Below are 20830 nucleotides of genomic sequence, written 5' to 3'. Positions count from 1 at the left end.
CAACAGAGCATTTCGCCGACACTAGTCGGCGAAATTAATCAGCTATTAATGCTGATAAACCGGCAAGCGGCGACAAATAGCTAAAACTTTGTCTTTTACTGCTTGAATGGTTTGCTCGTCATCAATATTATCTAAAACATCACAAATCCAATTTGCCAAATCGCGTGATTCGGCTTCTTTAAAACCTCGGCGAGTAATAGCTGGCGTACCAATACGCACGCCTGATGTCACAAACGGGCTTTGTGGATCTTTAGGTACACTATTTTTATTAACCGTAATATTGGCACTCCCCAAAGCCGCATCAGCTTCTTTACCTGTGATATTTTTATCGACTAAATCAATTAAAAACAGATGGTTGTGTGTTTCACCAGAAACCACTTTATAACCACGTTGCACAATCACTTCAACCATCGTTTTGGCATTTTTCACCACTTGCTGTTGATATTCTTTATAAGCGGGTTCCATTGCCTCTTTTAATGCCACCGCTTTAGCGGCAATCACATGCATTAAAGGTCCACCTTGCGCCCCCGGAAAGACCGCCGAATTTAACTTTTTATATAATTCTTCACTGCCACCTTTAGCTAAAATCAATCCACCGCGTGGACCGCCTAGAGTTTTATGGGTTGTTGTAGTCACAACATGCGCATAAGGAACAGGATTTGGATAAACACCTGCGGCCACCAAACCAGCAACGTGCGCCATATCCACAAATAAATAAGCACCCACACTATCAGCAATTTCGCGCATACGTTTCCAATCCACCACTCCAGAATAAGCCGAAAACCCACCAATAATCATTTTCGGTTTAGACTCTTGGGCTGTTTTAGCTAACTTGTCATAATCAATACGTCCTGAATCATCAACGCCATAATCCACAATATGATAAAGCTTGCCAGAAAAGCTAACCGGCGAACCATGCGTCAAATGCCCACCTTCAGACAAATTCATACCCAAAACAGTATCGCCGGTTTTTAGTAGCGCCATGTAAACCGCAAAATTGGCCTGCGAACCTGAATGCGGTTGTACATTAGCATAATCAGCACCAAATAAGGTCTTAGCACGTTCAATTGCTAATTTTTCAACAATATCAACATATTCACAACCACCATAATAACGTTTCCCTGGGTAACCTTCGGCATATTTATTAGTGAGCTGTGAGCCTTGCGCTTGCATTACTCGTGGGCTGGTATAGTTTTCTGATGCGATCAGCTCAAGATGATCTTCTTGACGCTGCTCTTCGCCTTTAATGGCATCCCACAATTCCTTATCATACTCGGCAATAGTCATATCTTTACTAAACATATTGACTCCTTATTTTTTATTACATCAGCCTTAAAGACATTGTTGCACAATGTGTGTATACATAATGGTGTGTACATAATGTATGTGTAAAAAAAACATCACCATCGATTATCCTTACTTAATCAGCGTGTGATTTCAATCTTTTTTTAGAGTTATAAAAAATATTTATATTAAATGAACAAGTAAAAATGGTATTGAGGAGGCAAGCATGATGGATAATATGAACCCTAAGACAGTTTTGGGTGGTTGTTGATTAAAATGATAAAAAATGCTTTAGAAAAAACGTCAAAAAACCTTCAGGTATAATATTGATTTTATTTAATTTTTTAAATGCGTAATTAAATAAATCAGTTATAGGTTGGCATCTGTTTTTTGTTGTTGGTGAGTTTTGGTAGGTAGTTTGGTGCATTTTAACTTTTAATTTAAAACTAGCTTAAATGCCTGATTCAGTAAAATTTCAAACTAAAATAAAGTAAAACCCGCACTTTCCATAAAAATACTTATAAAAAAGTTAAAATGTTACTTTTAGCTGTTAACATCCAGCATAACGTCCACAAAATGACCATAAAAGATAGGTGAGAGCAATGAATAGATATGCATATCTTACTTTTTTATTTTTTATTAGAAATAGCAGAAAAATACAGGGAATTGCCAGAAATATAGGTTCGTAGTATAGCGCCCATCTAATGGAAGCTGACAGAGGTTATCGATATCACCTGATTCCAACATCCATTCGTAATGAGAAGTTGAAAATAAATTAATTAAACCTAATAGCAAAAACAAATAGATAAACGAGGCTACTATTCATAATAGAGCCAACATCCTTTTAAAATTTTTAGGTAACATATTAATTTAATGATTATTTAAGCTGCTTTGTTTTGGTTTGCCAACATCACCACTACAACTTAAAAGAATAACTATCGCCAATGGCGCTACCTTGGGCGCCAAATTGGCGTAAATTATGATCGACTGCATTCATTGATTGCCAGTGGTTTTCGCACCAATCTGGCGCTAACAAGGTTGGTTTTCTGGCGTTGGCCGATATGCGGTGATAAACGATGTTTGCTGGGGTTTGTCTGATGATGTCGCCTGCAATATCAACATATTCATCCAATGATAAAATATTAATACGACCAGCTCGCCATGCTTTTGCCATAATACTGCCATCAACAATATGCAAAGGGTGCAATTTTAAGCCGTCAACGCCACTATTTAATACCCGTTCAAGCGTGATTAAATTATCTTGTTTGGTTTCTTTGGGTAAGCCAATAATTAAGTGCGTGCACACTTTAATACCAAGATTACGAGCTTTTTGTACGGTTTGATGATAATCGTTAAAAGTATGTCCACGATTTATGTCGTGCAAAGTTTTATCGTGAGCCGTTTGTAAGCCCAGTTCTAACCATACTTCAAAACCTTGAGATTGATAACCTGCCAGTAAATCAAGCGCTTCATTCGGTACGCAATCAGGGCGAGTCCCCACACAAAGTCCGACAATATCGGCACTATTTAGCGCCTGTTCGTACATATTTTTTAGGATTGCAACTTCAGCATAAGTACTGGTGTAGGCTTGAAAGTATGCAAGATAGCGTTTGGATTTTTTCATTTGATGAGCTTGCGATACAAGTTGATCAGCAATCGATTTAACTTGTATTGATTCATCAATAATCGATGCCACATTACAAAAAGTACATCCCCCCAAGCCGATAGTGCCATCGCGGTTAGGACAGCTAAACCCCCCGTGTAGGGTGAGTTTATAGATTTTTTCGCCATATCGACGCTGAAGATCGGAGCCAAAGGTATTAACGACAAGATGAAGTTGCATAATAGACCAAAAATAAAATTTTACTTATTTTACGAAGTTAGCTAGTTTACTTCAAGCAGCGATGTATGGGATTATTTTTTTACTTAGTTAAGTAATAAAATCAATTTGCTAACACACTAGTTCTGCGCCATTAAATAACCATTTTCAATTAATGGTAAAGACTTACTTATCTTTGCTTATTAAGATTTATGGAATATTTTCTTTTTATTCAATTTATGTAAATAATTGATTTTAATAAAAAAAATTAAAAATTAAATAAAATCAATAACCTACCTGAATGTTTTTTTAATCGCCCCCCATAAAACCAGCTATTTTTGCACCTTGCTTATCAACAAGTATATAATATCCCTTTCAGATTTGAGGCAATTTGCATGCAACTGGCGTTTTGTATTTATAAATATTTCCCTTTTGGTGGTTTGCAACGTGATTTTTTGCAAATTGCTAAAGCTTGCCAAGCTCAAGGTCATCATGTACGAATTTATGTGATGGCTTGGCAAGGCGATAAGCCGACAGGCTTTGATGTAGTTTTGGTTCCCCAAAAAGGTTGGTCTAACCATAGCCGTAACCAATCTTATTACCATTGGGTGAAGGCACACTTACAAGCGAATCCGGTTGATTGTGTGGTTGGCTTTAATAAAATGCCCGGTCTTGATGTCTATTTTGCAGGGGATACCTGCTTTGCTGAAAAAGTATCGCATAAGGGCTTTTTGTATAAATGGTCAAAACGCTGTAAACACTATTTAGCCTTTGAAGATGCGGTATTTAATCAACATAGCCAAACCAAGATTATGGTGTTAACTAAACAGCAGATTAGTGATTTTGAGCACTATTACCATACTGATCCATCACGCTTTTACCTATTGCCACCCGGTATTGCGCAAGATCGCCAATATCATTCGGAATCAAATGCTAAAGGTAAGCAATTTAGGCAAGCCAATCAAATTGATGAGCACAGTTTTGTTATTGTGCAAATTGGTTCGGACTTTAAACGTAAGGGGGTGGATCGTTCGTTAACTGCCATTGCCGCACTACCTTGTGATTTAAAGCAGAAAGTCACTTTTTTAGTTGTGGGGCAAGACAAACCCGATACTTATCAAAAACTGGCAGTGAAACTGGGCATTGAACATCAAGTGCGTTTTTTTGCTGGACGTAATGATATCCCTGATTTTTTATTTGCGGCTGATTTACTATTGCACCCTGCAAGGCAAGAAGCCGCCGGTATGGTATTGGTTGAAGGATTGGCCGCTGGTGTGCCAGTTATTGTATCGGGCATTTCAGGGTATGCTTATCATATACACGATGCAAATGCTGGGGTGATCCTTGCCGATCCTTTTGTACAAGCAGATCTCAATCACGCGGTGCAAAATGCCATCACCGATCACGATCAATTACTAGCTTGGCACAACAATGCGATAGATTATGGTAAAACGGCAGATTTATATCATTTAGCCCAGCGCGCCGCAGATATTATTTTAGGTTGTGATAATCATGAATGAAATTAAGTTAAAATCACCTTTTGATCAGTTATGGACAGACAAAGATCCATTTGCTGAGGTTGAGTTAATCTCGGGTAAAGTCTATCGTGCTGTAAAACAACGCAAAACGTTGAATTTTGAGCTCGCTGGGCAATCTTACTTTATTAAAATTCATCGTGGCACAACAGTTAAAGAGATTGTTAAAAATCTAATTTCATTGCGTTTACCTGTTTTAGATGCTAAACAAGAGTGGAATGCCATTCATCGCTTAGAGCAAGCTGGCGTAAATACCATGGATGGGCGCGCATTTGGTCGTAAGGGATTCAATCCACTGACCCGTCATTCGTTTATCGTGACAAGGGATCTTAATCCGACCGTGAGTTTAGAAGATTTTACTAAATCATGGTTAACTAACCCACCTAGCTTTCATATAAAGCGTTCTTTAGTTATTTATTTGGCAAAAATGGTCGCCCAAATGCACGCCGCTGGCGTTAATCATCGTGATTGTTATTTGTGTCATTTTTTGCTGGATTTACCGTTATTTGAAAATCAGCAACAAATCAAATTATCGGTTATCGATTTACACCGAGCGCAAACTCGCAATAAAGTGCCTACCCGCTGGCGAGATAAAGATTTAATTGGACTTTATTTTTCATCCACGACAATTGGCTTAACTGATCGTGATATTTGGCTATTTTTAAAAGTCTATTTTAATAAGCCTTTGAAAACCATTTTGCATGATGAATCGAAATTAATTAATAGTACCCATAAAAAAGCAGAACGAATTCGTAAACGGACCGAAAAGTATCACCTTTAGCAATAAGGATACATTATGTTTATTGAACAAATTGATATTTCAGGATTTAAGGGTATCAGTCAGCTATCTTTAAAATTAAATACGGGCTCTAGTGTACTCATGGGGGAAAATCGTTGGGGGCGATCGAGTTTAATTAGTGCGTTGCAACTGTTATCGCTCGATAATAAGTTTTATCAATTTGTTGATTCCGATTTTTACCATGATCAATATCAACATTATGGTGATAATATCATCATTAAAGCCACTTATTGCCAATCGCATTTGCATGAATTAGATCATGAAGATTATCAACCATTACGTTCTGTTGCGTATCTATCAGAGCAAGATAATCTGCCTCGTATTACTTATCAAATGTCTGCCAATAAACAAAATAATCAAATTATAACGCAACATAAATTGCTCAATGAACAGGGCAAACCTGTTAATATTAAAAATGAAAACTTATTAATTGCCATTTTAATCAGTCTAAACCCAGTGATGATACTTAAAAATGCGATTAACCCTACGCAATTACCTGTAACTAACGAACCGTTTTCAGAAAACTATATTGAACAGCTTTCTAACCAACTAAAAACCCATTCAGCCGAATTAACCCAAGAGGAATTAGCTCGAGGTCTACAAGCCGCACGCTCATTATTAGCATATTACTTTATCGATCAAGCACACCGTTATCATTACAAACAAAAAAATACAACAAGTACGCCAAGAACTGAAGATTGGACGGTTTTAGAACAAATTAATGACATATTAGATAATCTTGATAATGATTATTTACGAACTGTATTTTTAGGTATTTTCGGATCTATTATTGAAGCAAAAGGGAATTATTCACTTTCACCAAGCGCCATGCCGATTTTAATTTTAGAAGAGCCTGAAAGTTCACTTCATCCTATCATTTTATCTGTCGCATTTCGTTTACTTAAAAACTTTCCTACTCAAAAAATTATTACCTCGAACTCAAGTGATCTGGTTTCATTATTTCCATTAGAAAGCCTTTACCGCTTAATTCGCCAGCCTGATCATATTATCGTCAAATACATCCAACCCCATTCACTAAGCATCAGTGATAGCCGCCGTATTGCCTTCCACATTCTTTACCGGCGATCAAATGCCTTATTTGCTCGATGTTGGTTATTAGTCGAGGGCGAAACCGAAGTTTGGCTACTGCGTGAATTGGCTGAACAGAGTGGTTATCATTTAAGTTCTGAAGGCGTTCAGTTGATTGAATTTGCGCAATGTGGTTTAAAACCGTTGATTAAATATGCTAATAAAATGGGCATTCATTGGTATGTGATAACCGATGGAGATATGGCTGGTAAAAAATATGCCGATACCATAAAATCGCTATGTGGCGACGATAAAAACCCCAATGATTACCTAACCGTTTTACCAGCCCGAGATATTGAAAACTTTTTATTTAAACATGGTTTTAGTCATGTTTATAAACTTGCCGCTTATAATACAACACAGCATATTGATCTGCCTGTACATCAAATTATTCAAAAAGCGATTCATAAAAGTTCAAAACCTGATCTTGCGATTGCCATTTGTGATGATGCAAAATCACGTGGTATAAACGCCATACCGCGTTTGCTAACCGATACCTTTGCCAAAATTATTAAAGTATCTAAGGCGCTAGTTTAAGTCACTACCGTATAAAAAATAGTTTAAGATTGATATCAAGAAAATAAACCATTCCGCTGGCATCATTTCAGCGGAATGGGATGCAGGTTCAGGTTAAATCTATTTGGTGATTCGTTTATATTTAGCGCGTTTTGGCTCTAATGCTTCAGCACCTAGTGTGCGTTTTTTCCACTCTTCGTACTCGGTAAAGTTACCTTCAAAAAATTCAACATGACCTTCATCTTGATAATCCAAAATATGGGTGGCAATGCGATCTAAGAACCAACGGTCATGCGAAATCACTAAGGCACAACCCGGAAATTCTAATAATGCATTTTCCAGCGCACGTAACGTTTCGACATCTAAGTCATTGGTCGGTTCGTCAAGTAACAGAACATTACCGCCTACTTGCAATAATTTGGCTAAATGCACGCGTCCACGTTCACCACCTGAAAGTTCACCTACACGTTTTTGCTGATCAACACCTTTAAAGTTAAAACGACCAACATAAGCACGGCTTGGAATTTCAAAATTGCCGATACGCATAATATCTTGACCATTTGAGATCTCATCCCAAACGGTTTTTTTATCATCCATGTTATCGCGGAACTGATCAACCGAGGCTAACTGCACTGTTTCACCTAAAGTAATGGTACCTGAATCGGGTTGCTCTTTGCCCGACAGCATTCTAAATAGCGTTGATTTACCAGCCCCATTTGGACCAATAATGCCAACAATTGCCCCTTTGGGAATGCTAAAAGAGAGGTTATCAATCAACACGCGATCGCCATACGATTTAGTTAGGTTATTGACCTCAATCACTTTATCACCCAAACGTTGCCCAGGTGGAATAAATAGTTCGTTAGTTTCGTTACGTTTTTGATAATCGTTGCTGTTTAGTTCTTCAAAACGGGCTAAACGGGCTTTGCTTTTTGCTTGGCGCCCTTTTGGATTTTGCCGTACCCACTCGAGTTCTTTTTCGATCGATTTACGACGTGCTGATTCGGTCGAAGCTTCTTGCGCTAAACGCTGATCTTTTTGTTCAAGCCAAGATGAGTAGTTCCCTTCCCAAGGAATGCCTTCACCACGGTCAAGTTCTAAAATCCAACCAGCTACGTTATCTAAAAAGTAGCGATCGTGGGTTACCGCAACAACGGTACCTTCGTAGTCATGTAAAAATCGTTCTAACCATGCAACCGATTCGGCATCTAAGTGGTTGGTTGGTTCGTCAATTAATAACATATCAGGTTTTTCCAGCAATAACTGACAAATAGCCACACGACGGCGTTCACCACCGGATAAGTTTTTAATTTTCGCATCCCAATCAGGTAAACGCAGTGCATCGGCTGCCCGTTCTAATTGGTTATCTAAATTATGCGCATCTTGTGCTTGAATAATGGCTTCGAGTTCAGCTTGTTCTTTGGCTAATTTGTCAAAATCGGCATCAGGATCAGCATAAGCGGCATATACTTCATCTAATCGAGCCAATGCTTGTTTAGCATCACCAACCGCTTGTTCAACGGCTTCGCGTACGGTTTGTTTAGGATCTAATTTCGGCTCTTGTGGTAAATAACCAATTTTAATGCCTGGCTGTGGGCGTGCTTCACCTTCAATTTCGGTATCAACCCCTGCCATAATTCGCAGTAAAGTGGATTTACCCGCCCCATTTAAACCAAGCACACCAATTTTTGCACCCGGAAAGAAGCTTAAAGAGATATCTTTTAAAATATAGCGTTTAGGAGGAACAATCTTCCCAACGCGGTTCATGGTATAAACATATTGCGCCATAAAACATCATCCGTTTATTGGGTTAAAAATAGCAAAAGGCATTTGCTATATGACTAATGGCGTATATTGTAGCGATTCTGGAGATTGGGTCTAGGGTTATTTGTAATAATGTGAGTAATTTGGTTAAATGGTGTTAACGGTAGATTTATATAAAACCGTTCAAATTCACCCCATGTGCATATATAATCAACAATACCTTAAATTAGATTTACTATGCATATCTTGGTTCTTTAGATATTTTCAATTTTATAAAATTGAAAAATTCAACAAAGGCTATTTGTTCTATATTCTTGTTCTATATTCAAAAATATGCTTGTTATCTCTGTTTTAACGAAGACTTTACTCCAGAACAACAACAAGTACTAGAAGATAAACTCAAGCAATATCAAAATTATTATCAAAAATGATGTAAAGCCATTTTAAGGTATCCCACCTTTTACTAGGTGGGATAATTTGGAAACGTTATTTTTGTTTATAAAAACGTAAAAAGTTGCTCTTTCGGTAAGCGTGATTTTGGTCGGTGAGCGTTGCCGTCATTTTCGGCTCGATAGCCTAATGTGGCTACAATAACACTTTTAAGCCCTTTGCTTTTGAGCTCTAAAATCTCGTCCATTTTTTGGGCGTCATATCCTTCAATAGCCGTTGAATCAATACCTATTGCCGCTGCTGCAAAAAGCAGTTGCCCCAATGCAAGATAAGCTTGTTTACTTTCCCAATATTGTTGCGATTCAATGGTTGTGCTATTGAGTTTTACAAAGTGCCGACGACCTTGATCTTGTGCTTGTTTAAGATCGGCTGAAGGGTATCGACCGTCTTTCTCTTCTTGATTAAGCAAGTTGACTAAATGAGCTTCATCTATTGGCGTTTTAATACAAAAGACAATAGTGTGCGAAGCGCCAGTCACTCTTGGTTGATTAAATTCAAGTATAGCGGGTAAAATTTTATTTTTTGACGCATCACTATCAATAACATAAAAATGCCATGGCTGTGAATTAACCGATGATGGACTGTTTTTTAAAACAGTCAATAATTGTTCAATCTGATCGGCTGGGATTTTTTTGGTTGGATCATAATGTTTGGTGGTATAGCGTTTTTCAGAAATATCAACGATATTCATTGTTGTGCCCTCATCAGTTATGTTTTAGATTATTATAATTCGGTTACGTTATATCTCAACTTATCATTTTAATCGATTTGTTAAATAGTAAAGTAATGCTTATTAGTTTATGTATTTTTTACTTTATTTTAATAAAAGCAGAATTATATTAAGATTGATAGAAAATAATCATTGACACCACCAATAACATCTGATAAAAATATCAACAATATTAGTCTATATTAATTACAATCAAAATAGAGATTTTTATGTTTGTTAACTATTTATCATTCGACCTCAGCCTCCTCCTCGCATCAACTTGCGCGGATAGCTTGTGTGTGGAGTAATAAGAGAAATAGTTAAATAAATAACTCAACAAATTACAAGAACCCGCGCTAAAGTGCGGGTTTTTTGTTTTCTTAACTTGAAATACCGTGATAGCGCTAAAATATATAAAAAGGAAAAACAATGAGTGATCAAGTTATTATTTTTGATACAACGTTACGTGATGGCGAACAGGCATTGCAAGCAAGTTTAAGTGTTAAAGAAAAGTTACAAATAGCGCTTGCACTTGAGCGAATGCGAGTCGATGTGATGGAAGTTGGCTTTCCTGTATCATCACCCGGTGATTTTGAATCGGTACAAACGATTGCAAAAACAATTAAAGATAGCCGTGTTTGTGCCTTATCTCGTTGTGTTGATAAAGATATTGATGTTGCAGCCGAGGCATTAAAAGTTGCCGATCAATTTCGAATTCATACTTTTATGGCAACATCAACCTTACATGTTAAAGATAAATTAAAAATGACATTTGATGATGTCATTGAACGGGCTGTGCACTGTATCAAACGTGCACGTAATTATACTAATGATGTGGAGTTTTCTTGTGAAGATGCAGGTCGTACCCCAATTGATAACTTATGTCGGATCGTTGAAGCAGCAATTAAAGCCGGGGCAAAAACGATCAATATTCCGGATACTGTCGGTTATACTGTCCCTTATCAATTTGGTGGCATTATTCATACCTTATTTGAACGTGTCCCGAACATTGATCAAGCGGTTATCTCTGTGCATTGCCATGATGACTTGGGTATGTCGGTGGCTAACTCGATTAGCGCGGTTCAAGAAGGCGCTCGGCAAATTGAAGGGGCGATGAATGGTTTAGGCGAACGTGCAGGTAATACCGCTCTTGAAGAAGTGATTATGGCAATCAAAGTTCGCCAAAATATTTTAAATGTTCATACCAATATCAATCATCAAGAGATTTATCGTACCAGCCAAATTGTCAGCCAAATTACTAACATGCCAATTCCGGGCAATAAAGCAATTATTGGTAGTAATGCTTTTGCTCACTCGTCAGGAATTCATCAAGATGGGGTTTTAAAAAATCGTGAAACTTACGAGATTATGACCCCAGAATCAATCGGCTTAAATCAGATTCAATTAAACTTAACCTCTCGCTCTGGGCGCGCCGCGGTAAAACATCGTTTAGAAGAGCTAGGGTATCACGATAAAGATTATAACTTAGATCAAGTCTATGAGGCTTTTTTAGAACTAGCTGATAAAAAAGGTCAAGTGTTTGATTATGATTTAGAAGCATTAATCTTCATCAACCAATTGAAAGACGAAAAAGAACATTATGTTTTGGATTATTTTAATGTTCAGTCAGGTTCAACAGTGGTTTCAACTGCTTCAGTCAGTTTATTAATTGGCGATAAAAAGTATTCCGATGCAGCAACAGGTAATGGTCCGGTCGATGCGGTTTACCAAGCCATAAATCGGATTACTGGCGAACCGATTTCGATTGTCAAATACCAATTAGCTTCTAAAGGACAAGGTGAAAACGCGTTAGGGCAAGTGGATATTGTTGCCGAATATAAGGGGCGTAAGTTCCATGGTGTTGGGCTTGCAACCGATATTGTTCACTCATCGGCGTTAGCTTTAATTAATGTATTAAATAATGTGTATAGAGCAAATCAAGTTGCCCAAGAAAAACAAAAATTACACCAAGATTAAAAAATTATTTGTTTTGCTCGTTTAACAGCAAAATAAGAAGATTAAATGAGATTATAAAGGAATAAAAAATGTCACAAAACTACCATATTGCAGTACTGCCCGGCGATGGCATTGGCCCTGAAGTGATGAAACAAGCCTATAAAGTATTGGATGTTATCCGCCAAAAATATCAACTTTCTATTACTACTAGCGAATATGATGTCGGTGGTGCAGCAATTGATATTCACGGTTGTCCATTACCTAATGAAACCCTTGAGGGTTGTGAAAAAGCGGATGCCATTTTATTTGGTTCAGTGGGCGGACCAAAATGGACTCACTTACCACCCGACCAACAACCTGAACGCGGTGCGTTATTGCCTCTTCGCAAACATTTCAAACTATTTGCTAATATGCGCCCTGCCCGCTTATATCAAGGATTAGAAGATCTTTGCCCATTACGAGCCGATATTGCTGAGCGTGGTTTTGATATTTTATGTATGCGCGAATTAACTGGCGGTATCTATTTTGGTCTACCAAAAGGACGAGAAGGAAGTGGTGCGCAAGAAAAGGCTTTTGATACTGAGGTGTATCACCGTTTTGAAATCGAACGCATCGCAAAAATGGGCTTTGAAGCCGCGCGTTTACGCCGTAAGAAAGTGACATCAATTGATAAAGCTAATGTATTACAAACCTCAATTTTATGGCGTGAAGTGGTGAGTGAAGTTGCTAAAAACTATCCAGATGTTGCTCTTGAGCATATGTATATCGATAATGCCACTATGCAATTAGTTAAAGATCCTTCACAGTTTGATGTGATTTTATGTTCAAATTTATTTGGTGATATCTTGTCTGATGAATGCGCTATGATAACGGGCTCTATGGGTATGTTACCTTCTGCCAGCCTTAATGAACAGGGTTTTGGATTATACGAACCTGCAGGCGGTAGTGCGCCAGATATTGCTGGTAAAAACATTGCCAATCCAGCAGCACAAATTCTATCTTTAGCATTGCTAGTCCGTTATAGTTTAAAAAGAGATGATATTGCCTCAGCTATCGAAACAGCCGTAAATAAAGCATTAGAGCAAGGCTATCGTACTATTGATCTAGCCCAAAAAGAACAGCCAGTATCGACCGATGAAATGGGTGATATTATTTGTAAGTTGATTTAACCGCATGGTTTGATTATAACCGTAAATAAAATAATGCGATAAACCAAGTCATTAGTACTTGTTGTAAAAATAATAAGGAATATGCAATGTCAAAAACACTGTATCAAAAATTATATGATGCACATGTCGTTTATGAAGCACCAAACGAAACACCTATTTTATATATTGATCGTCATTTAGTGCATGAAGTTACCTCTCCACAAGCATTTGATGGTTTGCGTGCAATGAATCGTAAGGTGCGTCAGCCTCATAAAACTTTTGCGACCATGGATCATAATACTTCAACCAAAAGTAATGATTTAAATGCTTGCAGCGAAATGGCTCGCATTCAATTAACTGAACTGGCAAAAAACGCCAAGGAGTTTGGTGTTTCGTTATATGATTTACAAAGCCCATTACGTGGTATTGTCCATGTGGTCGGTCCTGAACAAGGTATGACTTTACCCGGTATGACTATTGTGTGTGGTGATTCACATACCGCAACACATGGCGCATTTGGCGCACTCGCATTTGGGATTGGCACCTCTGAAGTTGAGCATGTACTAGCTACTCAAACCTTAAAACAAGGTCGAGCTAAAACCATGAAAATCGAGGTCAAAGGTCAAGTAGCTGAAGGAATCACTGCCAAAGATATTATATTAGCAATTATTGGTAAAACCACTAGTGCTGGTGGTACTGGGCATGTGGTTGAATTTTGTGGTGATGCCATTAAGTCATTATCAATGGAAGGACGTATGACATTATGCAATATGGCAATCGAGATGGGGGCTAAAGCTGGTATTATTGCGCCAGATGAAGTGACTTTTGAGTACTTAAAAGGTCGTCAATTTTCGCCAAAGGGTGAAGATTTTGAAAAAGCTGTTGCCTATTGGAAAACCCTAAAAACCGATGACGGTGCGCAGTTTGATACCGTGGTCACACTTGAAGGTAAAGATATTGCACCTCAAGTCACTTGGGGAACAAATCCGGGTCAAGTCACATCCATTGACGCAACAGTACCCAATCCTGATTGTTTTACTGATCCTATCGAGAAACATTCCGCTGAACGCGCATTAACTTATATGGGATTAACCGCTGGCACCAAAATGACAGATATTAAGATCAATAAAGTGTTTATTGGCTCATGTACAAATTCGCGAATTGAGGATTTACGCGCAGCGGCGCAAATGGCTAAAGGTCGTAAAGTGGCAGAAGGTGTGCAAGCATTAGTCGTGCCTGGCTCAGGTCCTGTTAAAGAACAAGCCGAAGCCGAAGGATTAGATAAAATTTTTATCGACGCTGGTTTTGAATGGCGGTTGCCAGGCTGTTCAATGTGCCTTGCAATGAATGACGATAAATTAGCACCTGGGGATCGCTGCGCATCAACTAGTAATCGTAATTTTGAAGGTCGCCAAGGGCGGGATGCCAGAACACATTTAGTCAGCCCTGCTATGGCAGCTGCAGCAGCTATTACTGGTCATTTTACTGATATTCGCAAACCTTTTTAAGGAGACTTATCATGGCTAAATTTACAAAACATACCGGATTAGTTGTTCCTTTGGATGCGGCTAATGTTGATACAGATGCAATCATTCCAAAACAGTTTTTACAGAAAGTAACACGTACTGGATTTGGTAAACATGCCTTTCATGAATGGCGCTTTTTAGATGATGCTGGCGAGCAGCCTAATCCTGAATTTGTCTTGAATAAACCCCGCTATAAAGGTGCCAGCATTTTATTAGCACGTGAAAATTTTGGATGCGGTTCTTCTCGTGAACATGCCCCTTGGGCATTAGCTGATTATGGCTTTAAGACTATTATTGGTTCAAGCTTTGCCGATATCTTTTACAATAACTCATTTAACAATCAGTTATTATTGGTTAATTTATCCGAAGAAGATGTCGATGAGCTGTTTAAAATTGTCGAAGCCAATGAAGGCATTGAGTTTACTATTGATTTAGTCAATGAAGTTGTTATTGCCGGTGACAAGCAATATACATTTAAAATTGATGCTTTTAAACGTCATTGCTTGTTAAATGGGTTAGATAATATTGGCTTAACCTTACAACATGAAGAAGCTATTAGCGACTTTGAACAAAAAATCCCTTCATTTTTAGCTTAACTTTAACTTTTGGGCGCTTATTTGCGCCCAATAATGAGAATCAACAATGGCAACACATCATGACAATGTTAAACAGCAGTTTGGCGAACAAGCCAATGCTTATTTAACCAGTAAAGTACATGCTCAAGGGCCTGATCTTGAATATTTATCTAACCTACTTATACCTCATTCCGAAGCAAGTCTACTTGATATGGGATGTGGCGCAGGTCATGTCAGTTTTATTGCAGCAAAATATGTTAAACATGTTACAGCCTATGATCTTTCAAATGAAATGTTATCGGTTGTAGCGCAAACAGCAAAAGAGCGCGGTTTACAAAATATAACCGTTAAGCAAGGTTATGCTGAATATCCACCTTTTGCTGATAATCAATTTGATATTGTTGTCAGCCGTTACTCAGCACATCACTGGCATGATGTGGGCAAAAGTATTCGACAGCTTCATCGCATAACCAAAGCTGGTGGTAAATTAATTATTATGGATGTTGTTTCACCTGGTCATCCTGTACTAGATATTTGGCTACAAACTGTTGAAGCTTTGCGTGATACATCACACGTTCGCGACTATACCCCCGGTGAGTGGTTAACCTTTTTAACTGAGGCAGGTTTCGTCATTAACAATATAGCCCGCCATCGTTTAACGCTCTCTTTTGATACATGGGTTAAACGAATGCGTACCCCTGAACAGTTAATTGAGGCAATACGAATTTACCAAGAAACGGCAGCTGACGATACAAAAAATTATTTTGATCTTCAAGCAGATGGTTCTTTTACTACAGATATGATGATTATTGAAGCTGAAAAAGTCATTTAAAATAATCAGTTTTTATAAACAGCTTTACCTTTAAAGCTGTTTTCGTTGACTTGATGGTGGAATTGATAAGGCTTCACGGTACTTTGCTACGGTTCGACGGGCAATAATTATACCTTGCTCTTCAAGTATTGCGGCCAATTTACTATCACTTAATGGTTTTTTGCGATCTTCTGCCAATATATATTTTTTAATTAAAGCACGAATAGCCGTTGATGAGGCTTCGCCACCTGATTCTGTGTTTACATGGCTAGAAAAAAAGAATTTTAACTCAAATATTCCTGTAGGGCATTGTAAATATTTCTGTGTTGTCACACGGGAAATCGTTGATTCGTGCATGTCTATTGCTATTGCAACATCAGACAAAATCATTGGTTTCATGTATTCAGTGCCGTGTTCAAAAAATGCTTGCTGATGTTCAACAATAAATTGACTTACTTTAAGTAATGTTTCATTACGATTTTCAATACTTTTAATAAACCAATTCGCATTTTGCATATGTGATCGGATATACTGGCTATCACTTTCATTTGCTATCTTTTCCATTGCAGCATATTGCTGATTAATGCGTAAGCGTGGCATAGTGTCATTATTCAAATCGACCATCCAGTTTCCATTCACTTTTTTTACTAAAACATCTGGGATCACGTAATCTGGCGGTGTAGTATTGACTGAATCACCTGGGTATGGCTGTAGATGTTGAATAAAATTGACTGCTTTTTTTAACTGCTCATCGCTAGCATTTAATACTTTTTTTAAAGTTCTATAATCTCGATTCGCTAATAAATCTAAGTAGTTATCAATAATTGGTTTAACTAGTAGTGGATAGGTTAAATGTTGAATTTGGATAGACAAACACTCCTGTAACGATCTGGCACCAACGCCAATTGGATCAAAATGCCAAATACGCTTTAAAACAGTTTCAACTTCGTTCAGTTCAATTTCGTCATTACCCTGCTCTTCCAAAATTTCATCGATAGAAACCGTTAGATACCCCCGCTCATCAATCGCTTCAATAATCGACACCGCTATCGCTCGGTCGGTATCACTAAAAGGCGTTAACTCAAGTTGCCATCTTAAATAATCATGTAACGTTTCGTGAGTTTCACCTTGATAGATAGGCAATTCATCATTACAATAATCAGAATGAGTACCAGAGGGGGTTCCTGCGGTATAGATATCATCTAATGAGGCATCTAATGGGATATTTTCAGGTATTTCTCGGCTATCTAAGGCTTCGCGGGTATCGATATTTTCATCTTGAACGTTTTGTTCAACATTAATTTCGTGATATTGTTCGGCAATTTCAAGCAATGGATTATTTTCCAGTTCAGTTTGAATCTCTTGTTGAAGCTCTAAAGTTGACAACTGTAGCAATCGAATCGCCAATTGTAATTGTGGTGTCAGCGAAAGCTGTTGCGAGACTTTCAGTTGTAAACTTGGTTTCATCATAGTCTAAATTCATTTCCTAAGTAGACACGTTTTACATCTTCGTTATTTAAAATACTCGCCGGCGTACCTTCAGCTATTAAATGACCTTTATTAACAATATAAGCTCGCTCACAAACATCTAACGTTTCACGTACATTATGATCAGTGATTAATACACCTAGTCCTCGATCACGTAGATGTTTAATAATGCTTTTGATATCTATCACTGAAATCGGATCAACGCCCGCAAAAGGTTCATCAAGTAAAATAAATTTAGGATTAGCGGCTAATGCGCGAGCAATTTCAACTCGACGTCTTTCACCACCTGATAAAGATTGCCCTATACTGTCACGAATATGCGTAATATGGAACTCTTCAAGTAATTCTTCAGCTCGGTCAATTTTTTCATTTTTATCAATATCTTTGCGCGTTTCTAAAATTGCCATAATGTTATCAATTACAGACAATTTCCTGAAAATAGAGGGTTCTTGCGGTAAGTAGCCGATGCCTTTTTGTGCTCGCTCGTGTAAAGGTAAAATGCTGATATCATGATCATCAAGGTAAATTTTACCCGCATTTAAAGTCACAATACCAACCACCATATAAAAAGTAGTAGTTTTACCTGCACCATTAGGTCCCAATAATCCAACGATTTCGCCTGAATTAACAGTTAAACTCACATCTTCAACTACACGGCGTTTTTTGTATACTTTAGCTAGATTTTCCGCTTTTAAAATTGACATTTTATTTGCTCATCTCTTTAACTTGGTTTGGGATGATCGTGCTTTTAACTCGCCTATTCTTACCTGGCTGCGCAAATATTTGCTGCTTTTTGACATCATAAATAATCATTTCACTCACAATATGATTGTCTTGTTGAAATAGCTCTGCATTCCCTTGTAACACAACATTATTTTGTTTTACTTCGTAAATCACTTGTGATGAGTGCCCTGTGACAACTTTATTGTTTTTCGGCAAAATTTGCTTGTAATTCACTGGATTACCATAAGCTGTAATTTTTTGTTTTTCTGTATCTTGCATTTCAGTGATAACCACTTTATCCGCTTTTATGGTTAATCCTTCTTGAACAATGACCACATTGCCAATAAACGTAATAGTATTATTTTCAATATCAATTTGTTGATTATCAGCATCAATTGCAATGGGTTTATTATCGGCAAATAGCTTGGAATTTTCTGATTGCGTAGTCGGCTCATTTGCAAAACTACTTAAAGAAATAGGTAGCAATAAAATGAATGAACAAATAACTTGTTTTAGCGAACTCATGTTTTATTTTGCCTCAGTGTTATAATATGTTTTTACATTTTCAAGTATGTTAGCCGTTTTGGCACGCAAATCCCCAGCTAAACCAATACCGGTTGAATAAAACCCCACCCCATTAATGATGACAGGATCTTCCGATGTAACTAGCTGTGAGGTTAAATCTACCACTGCATTATCTGTTTTAACTTGTTTTAATTGAGCTTCTTGTGTCAAATTATCTAATTGTACATCATGATAAAGGTACAAAAGTTTATTACTCGTTAGCGTCGCTTTTTTTGCTTTAATATGCCATGTAGCTACATGCTGTTGATCATAAATGGTAAAATTAGGCGAATCAAATTCAGTATTATCTGAATCATCATAATGCCTAACATTACTCGACTCAATTTTATACACAAGTTCCCCTGATAAGTCGTAAATATCTGTCAACATTTCATCACTTTGATAAATCGGTTTATCTGATATATTTTGGGTAGATTGGCTTGCTGCCCCATCTCCTTTTTGATAATTGTAATAAACACCAATAACAATAATGAGCAGTAAAAAACAGATTAGATTTTTTTTATTCATAACATACGTTATTCACATTAATTAGAAATTATTATTCCGAATATCCAAAATTTTAATTATTTTACTTTATTTTTCGTTAAATTAATATCGAACATTAAAAGAAGTTAAATCGTCTTGTGGCAATAACTCACAAATATTTATATGTGAAATATGCGACGAAGCAGGACCACCATTTTCAATCCATTTTGTTAATTTAGCTATTTGTAAATGGTCACCTTGAGCAATAATTTCAACATCGCCATTATCTAAATTACGAACATAGCCAACTAATCCTAGCTTTTGGGCTTGCTGATATGTAAAAAAACGAAATCCAACGCCTTGCACTCGCCCTTTCACATTTATTTTAACTTTCTTCATCCTGCAATTCCCCGTTATTATTAACTCAAACATAGATAACATAATGATAATTCAGATTATAAGCAGAGAATAATCTTTCATCAGTCACTAACTTATACAAAAGATAGATGCTATTGTACTTATAAATACCGTACGAGTAAGTTTAATATAAGATACCGTAATAATATTACTATGCAGTTGTTATTATTAGATTAGATTTATTTTATTGTTTTAATAAAATAACGATTAAAATTAATAATAGATTATAAAAACAATGGAAATAAAAAATGCTATTGAGCTATAAAAAAAGCCTATTCTTATTTTGGCTATTATCAGTATTAAGCTACTATACATTTTATTCGTGTGCTTTTGCCAATGTTGAAATTGATAATTCCAAAATTGGTAAGGTCGTTGATGAATTCAATGGGGTGAAAGTCTATTATAATGGTAGTATTTATAATGTAAAATGATTCACAACATAAAAAATCATCTAGGATATTTAATAAATATTAATCCACAAACCATTCATTTTTCTGCTTAGACACTATTTTTATTGTCTCTAAAATAGTTGATAAATGTTCATGTTGAGCTATAGCAGCAAGCTCGGAATCATGATTTTTTAAAGCTATCAGAATTTTTTCGTGTTGTTTAACAAGATCCTCTGGCGGAGAAATCTGTTCTAATGAAAGAAATCTTACTCTATCCATCATTGCTTTAATATTCTCGACACTTTCCCAAGCCATTTGGCAATCACTCACATTCATTAAAATTTGATGGAATTCATCATCTTTTTCAAGAAAATAATGAGTATTCTTATGTTTATTAGCTTGTTTTTGTTCATTAATATTTTTTTGCAGCAATAAAATATCTGCCTTACTAATTTTTAGTGCTGCTTGTTTGATAATTGCACACTCAACAGCATCTCGGATAAATTGACCATCAATAACTTTTTTAATCGATATTTTTGTAACAAACGTTCCTCGTTGCGGAAGAATTTGGACAAGCCCAGCCTCGGCTAACTTAATAAATGCTTCTCTGACAGGTTGTCTTGAAACATTAAATTGGTTAGAAATCTCTTTTTCTGAAAGTAAAACACCTGGCAATACCTGACAAGTAATAATTGCCTTTCTTAAAGTACGATAAATTTGTTGATTAACCGGTGCTGAAATATTTAAGGCGACAGATTTAAACATATATCATCTTATGTAAA

The 20830-nt window shown here is 36.9% G+C and carries 19 protein-coding genes; 8 read left to right on the top strand and 11 right to left on the bottom strand.

What is annotated here, in order from left to right; all coding sequences use genetic code 11:
* Positions 1–45: 45 nt before the first annotated feature.
* The 3 genes from glyA to mnmL form a co-directional block, all read right to left on the bottom strand.
* Positions 46–1302: a serine hydroxymethyltransferase gene (glyA, locus tag BQ5209_RS04285; RefSeq protein ID WP_085247317.1), complete on the bottom strand. Its 1257-nt coding sequence runs from the start codon at positions 1300–1302 to the stop codon at positions 46–48.
* A gap of 621 nt (positions 1303–1923) precedes the next feature.
* Entirely contained in the window at positions 1924–2079 is a 156-nt protein-coding gene (locus BQ5209_RS10995; RefSeq protein ID WP_370737822.1) for a DUF2645 family protein, read from the bottom strand.
* 121 nt (positions 2080–2200) lie between these two features.
* Positions 2201–3127, bottom strand: a complete 927-nt coding sequence (mnmL, locus tag BQ5209_RS04275; RefSeq protein ID WP_085247316.1) for a tRNA modification radical SAM protein MnmL/YtqA — start codon at positions 3125–3127, stop codon at positions 2201–2203.
* Between the two features lie 371 nt (positions 3128–3498).
* Here mnmL and BQ5209_RS04270 point away from each other — a divergent pair, with 371 nt between their 5' ends.
* The 3 genes from BQ5209_RS04270 to BQ5209_RS04260 are packed head-to-tail and all read left to right on the top strand — an operon-like array spanning position 3499 to position 7063.
* Positions 3499–4623, top strand: a complete 1125-nt coding sequence (locus BQ5209_RS04270) for a glycosyltransferase family 4 protein (protein ID WP_085247315.1) — start codon at positions 3499–3501, stop codon at positions 4621–4623.
* A complete protein-coding gene (gene rfaP, locus BQ5209_RS04265; protein ID WP_085247314.1) occupies positions 4616–5419 on the top strand; it encodes a lipopolysaccharide core heptose(I) kinase RfaP in 804 nt (267 codons plus the stop codon). Before BQ5209_RS04270 ends, rfaP begins: the two co-directional genes overlap by 8 nt.
* 15 nt (positions 5420–5434) lie before the next feature.
* Positions 5435–7063, top strand: coding sequence for a DUF2813 domain-containing protein (locus BQ5209_RS04260; RefSeq protein WP_085247313.1), 1629 nt, complete (start codon positions 5435–5437; stop codon positions 7061–7063).
* A gap of 99 nt (positions 7064–7162) precedes the next feature.
* On the opposite strand, the gene ettA is transcribed toward BQ5209_RS04260, so the two are convergent.
* On the bottom strand, positions 7163–8830 hold the full coding sequence (gene ettA, locus BQ5209_RS04255) for an energy-dependent translational throttle protein EttA (protein WP_085247312.1): 1668 nt from the start codon (positions 8828–8830) through the stop codon (positions 7163–7165).
* A gap of 472 nt (positions 8831–9302) precedes the next feature.
* Positions 9303–9947 carry an oxygen-insensitive NAD(P)H nitroreductase gene (gene nfsB / locus BQ5209_RS04250; protein WP_085247311.1) on the bottom strand — a complete coding sequence of 215 codons (645 nt, stop codon included), beginning with the start codon at positions 9945–9947 and terminating at the stop codon, positions 9303–9305.
* 447 nt (positions 9948–10394) lie between these two features.
* Between nfsB and leuA the strand changes: the two genes are divergently transcribed.
* The 5 genes from leuA (at position 10395) to BQ5209_RS04225 (ending at position 16002) form a co-directional block, all read left to right on the top strand.
* Positions 10395–11942, top strand: coding sequence for a 2-isopropylmalate synthase (gene leuA, locus BQ5209_RS04245; RefSeq protein ID WP_085247310.1), 1548 nt, complete (start codon positions 10395–10397; stop codon positions 11940–11942).
* 68 nt (positions 11943–12010) lie between these two features.
* On the top strand, positions 12011–13090 hold the full coding sequence (gene leuB, locus BQ5209_RS04240; protein WP_085247309.1) for a 3-isopropylmalate dehydrogenase: 1080 nt from the start codon (positions 12011–12013) through the stop codon (positions 13088–13090).
* Between the two features lie 86 nt (positions 13091–13176).
* The gene (leuC, locus tag BQ5209_RS04235; RefSeq protein WP_085247308.1) at positions 13177–14577 is read left to right on the top strand and encodes a 3-isopropylmalate dehydratase large subunit; all 1401 of its coding nucleotides are present in this window, start codon (positions 13177–13179) and stop codon (positions 14575–14577) included.
* An 8-nt stretch (positions 14578–14585) separates the two neighbouring features.
* Entirely contained in the window at positions 14586–15191 is a 606-nt protein-coding gene (leuD, locus tag BQ5209_RS04230) for a 3-isopropylmalate dehydratase small subunit (RefSeq protein ID WP_143421845.1), read from the top strand.
* A 46-nt stretch (positions 15192–15237) separates the two neighbouring features.
* Complete coding sequence (locus BQ5209_RS04225; RefSeq protein ID WP_085247306.1) at positions 15238–16002, top strand: class I SAM-dependent methyltransferase; 765 nt, start codon at positions 15238–15240, stop codon at positions 16000–16002.
* 30 nt (positions 16003–16032) lie between these two features.
* Here the strand turns inward: BQ5209_RS04225 and BQ5209_RS04220 are convergent, their stop codons facing one another.
* From BQ5209_RS04220 to BQ5209_RS04190, 6 genes are all read right to left on the bottom strand, one after another.
* Entirely contained in the window at positions 16033–17448 is a 1416-nt protein-coding gene (locus BQ5209_RS04220; protein ID WP_085247434.1) for an RNA polymerase factor sigma-54, read from the bottom strand.
* On the bottom strand, positions 17448–18173 hold the full coding sequence (lptB, locus tag BQ5209_RS04215) for an LPS export ABC transporter ATP-binding protein (RefSeq protein ID WP_085247305.1): 726 nt from the start codon (positions 18171–18173) through the stop codon (positions 17448–17450). The genes BQ5209_RS04220 and lptB overlap by 1 nt, the downstream gene beginning before the upstream one ends.
* Position 18174: 1 nt before the next feature.
* Positions 18175–18717 carry a lipopolysaccharide transport periplasmic protein LptA gene (lptA, locus tag BQ5209_RS04210; RefSeq protein WP_085247304.1) on the bottom strand — a complete coding sequence of 181 codons (543 nt, stop codon included), beginning with the start codon at positions 18715–18717 and terminating at the stop codon, positions 18175–18177.
* Positions 18718–18720: 3 nt separating this feature from the next.
* On the bottom strand, positions 18721–19284 hold the full coding sequence (gene lptC, locus BQ5209_RS04205) for an LPS export ABC transporter periplasmic protein LptC (RefSeq protein WP_085247303.1): 564 nt from the start codon (positions 19282–19284) through the stop codon (positions 18721–18723).
* Positions 19285–19365: 81 nt separating this feature from the next.
* Positions 19366–19641, bottom strand: a complete 276-nt coding sequence (gene yccX, locus BQ5209_RS04200) for an acylphosphatase (RefSeq protein ID WP_085247302.1) — start codon at positions 19639–19641, stop codon at positions 19366–19368.
* A gap of 488 nt (positions 19642–20129) precedes the next feature.
* Positions 20130–20813 (bottom strand): GntR family transcriptional regulator, encoded by a 684-nt coding sequence (locus BQ5209_RS04190; protein ID WP_085247300.1) that lies wholly within the window; start codon positions 20811–20813, stop codon positions 20130–20132.
* Positions 20814–20830 lie beyond the last annotated feature (17 nt).

This window comes from Gilliamella mensalis (genome assembly GCF_900103085.1).
Taxonomy (GTDB): domain Bacteria; phylum Pseudomonadota; class Gammaproteobacteria; order Enterobacterales; family Orbaceae; genus Gilliamella; species Gilliamella mensalis.
The sequence above is the reverse complement of the archived record's forward strand: the minus strand, read 5'-3'. Positions and strand labels throughout refer to the sequence as shown.

What these genes read in the sequence shown, in the direction of transcription:
- BQ5209_RS04260 (WP_085247313.1), top strand. Translation starts at nt 5,435, where the DNA reads ATGTTTATTGAACAAATTGATATTTCAGGATTTAAGGGTATCAGTCAG.
- yccX (WP_085247302.1), bottom strand. Translation starts at nt 19,641, where the DNA reads ATGAAGAAAGTTAAAATAAATGTGAAAGGGCGAGTGCAAGGCGTTGGA.
- glyA (WP_085247317.1), bottom strand. Translation starts at nt 1,302, where the DNA reads ATGTTTAGTAAAGATATGACTATTGCCGAGTATGATAAGGAATTGTGG.
- lptA (WP_085247304.1), bottom strand. Translation starts at nt 18,717, where the DNA reads ATGAGTTCGCTAAAACAAGTTATTTGTTCATTCATTTTATTGCTACCT.
- ettA (WP_085247312.1), bottom strand. Translation starts at nt 8,830, where the DNA reads ATGGCGCAATATGTTTATACCATGAACCGCGTTGGGAAGATTGTTCCT.
- leuB (WP_085247309.1), top strand. Translation starts at nt 12,011, where the DNA reads ATGTCACAAAACTACCATATTGCAGTACTGCCCGGCGATGGCATTGGC.
- leuA (WP_085247310.1), top strand. Translation starts at nt 10,395, where the DNA reads ATGAGTGATCAAGTTATTATTTTTGATACAACGTTACGTGATGGCGAA.
- BQ5209_RS04220 (WP_085247434.1), bottom strand. Translation starts at nt 17,448, where the DNA reads ATGAAACCAAGTTTACAACTGAAAGTCTCGCAACAGCTTTCGCTGACA.
- lptC (WP_085247303.1), bottom strand. Translation starts at nt 19,284, where the DNA reads ATGAATAAAAAAAATCTAATCTGTTTTTTACTGCTCATTATTGTTATT.
- BQ5209_RS04225 (WP_085247306.1), top strand. Translation starts at nt 15,238, where the DNA reads ATGGCAACACATCATGACAATGTTAAACAGCAGTTTGGCGAACAAGCC.
- BQ5209_RS04190 (WP_085247300.1), bottom strand. Translation starts at nt 20,813, where the DNA reads ATGTTTAAATCTGTCGCCTTAAATATTTCAGCACCGGTTAATCAACAA.
- leuC (WP_085247308.1), top strand. Translation starts at nt 13,177, where the DNA reads ATGTCAAAAACACTGTATCAAAAATTATATGATGCACATGTCGTTTAT.
- nfsB (WP_085247311.1), bottom strand. Translation starts at nt 9,947, where the DNA reads ATGAATATCGTTGATATTTCTGAAAAACGCTATACCACCAAACATTAT.
- BQ5209_RS04270 (WP_085247315.1), top strand. Translation starts at nt 3,499, where the DNA reads ATGCAACTGGCGTTTTGTATTTATAAATATTTCCCTTTTGGTGGTTTG.
- lptB (WP_085247305.1), bottom strand. Translation starts at nt 18,173, where the DNA reads ATGTCAATTTTAAAAGCGGAAAATCTAGCTAAAGTATACAAAAAACGC.
- rfaP (WP_085247314.1), top strand. Translation starts at nt 4,616, where the DNA reads ATGAATGAAATTAAGTTAAAATCACCTTTTGATCAGTTATGGACAGAC.
- mnmL (WP_085247316.1), bottom strand. Translation starts at nt 3,127, where the DNA reads ATGCAACTTCATCTTGTCGTTAATACCTTTGGCTCCGATCTTCAGCGT.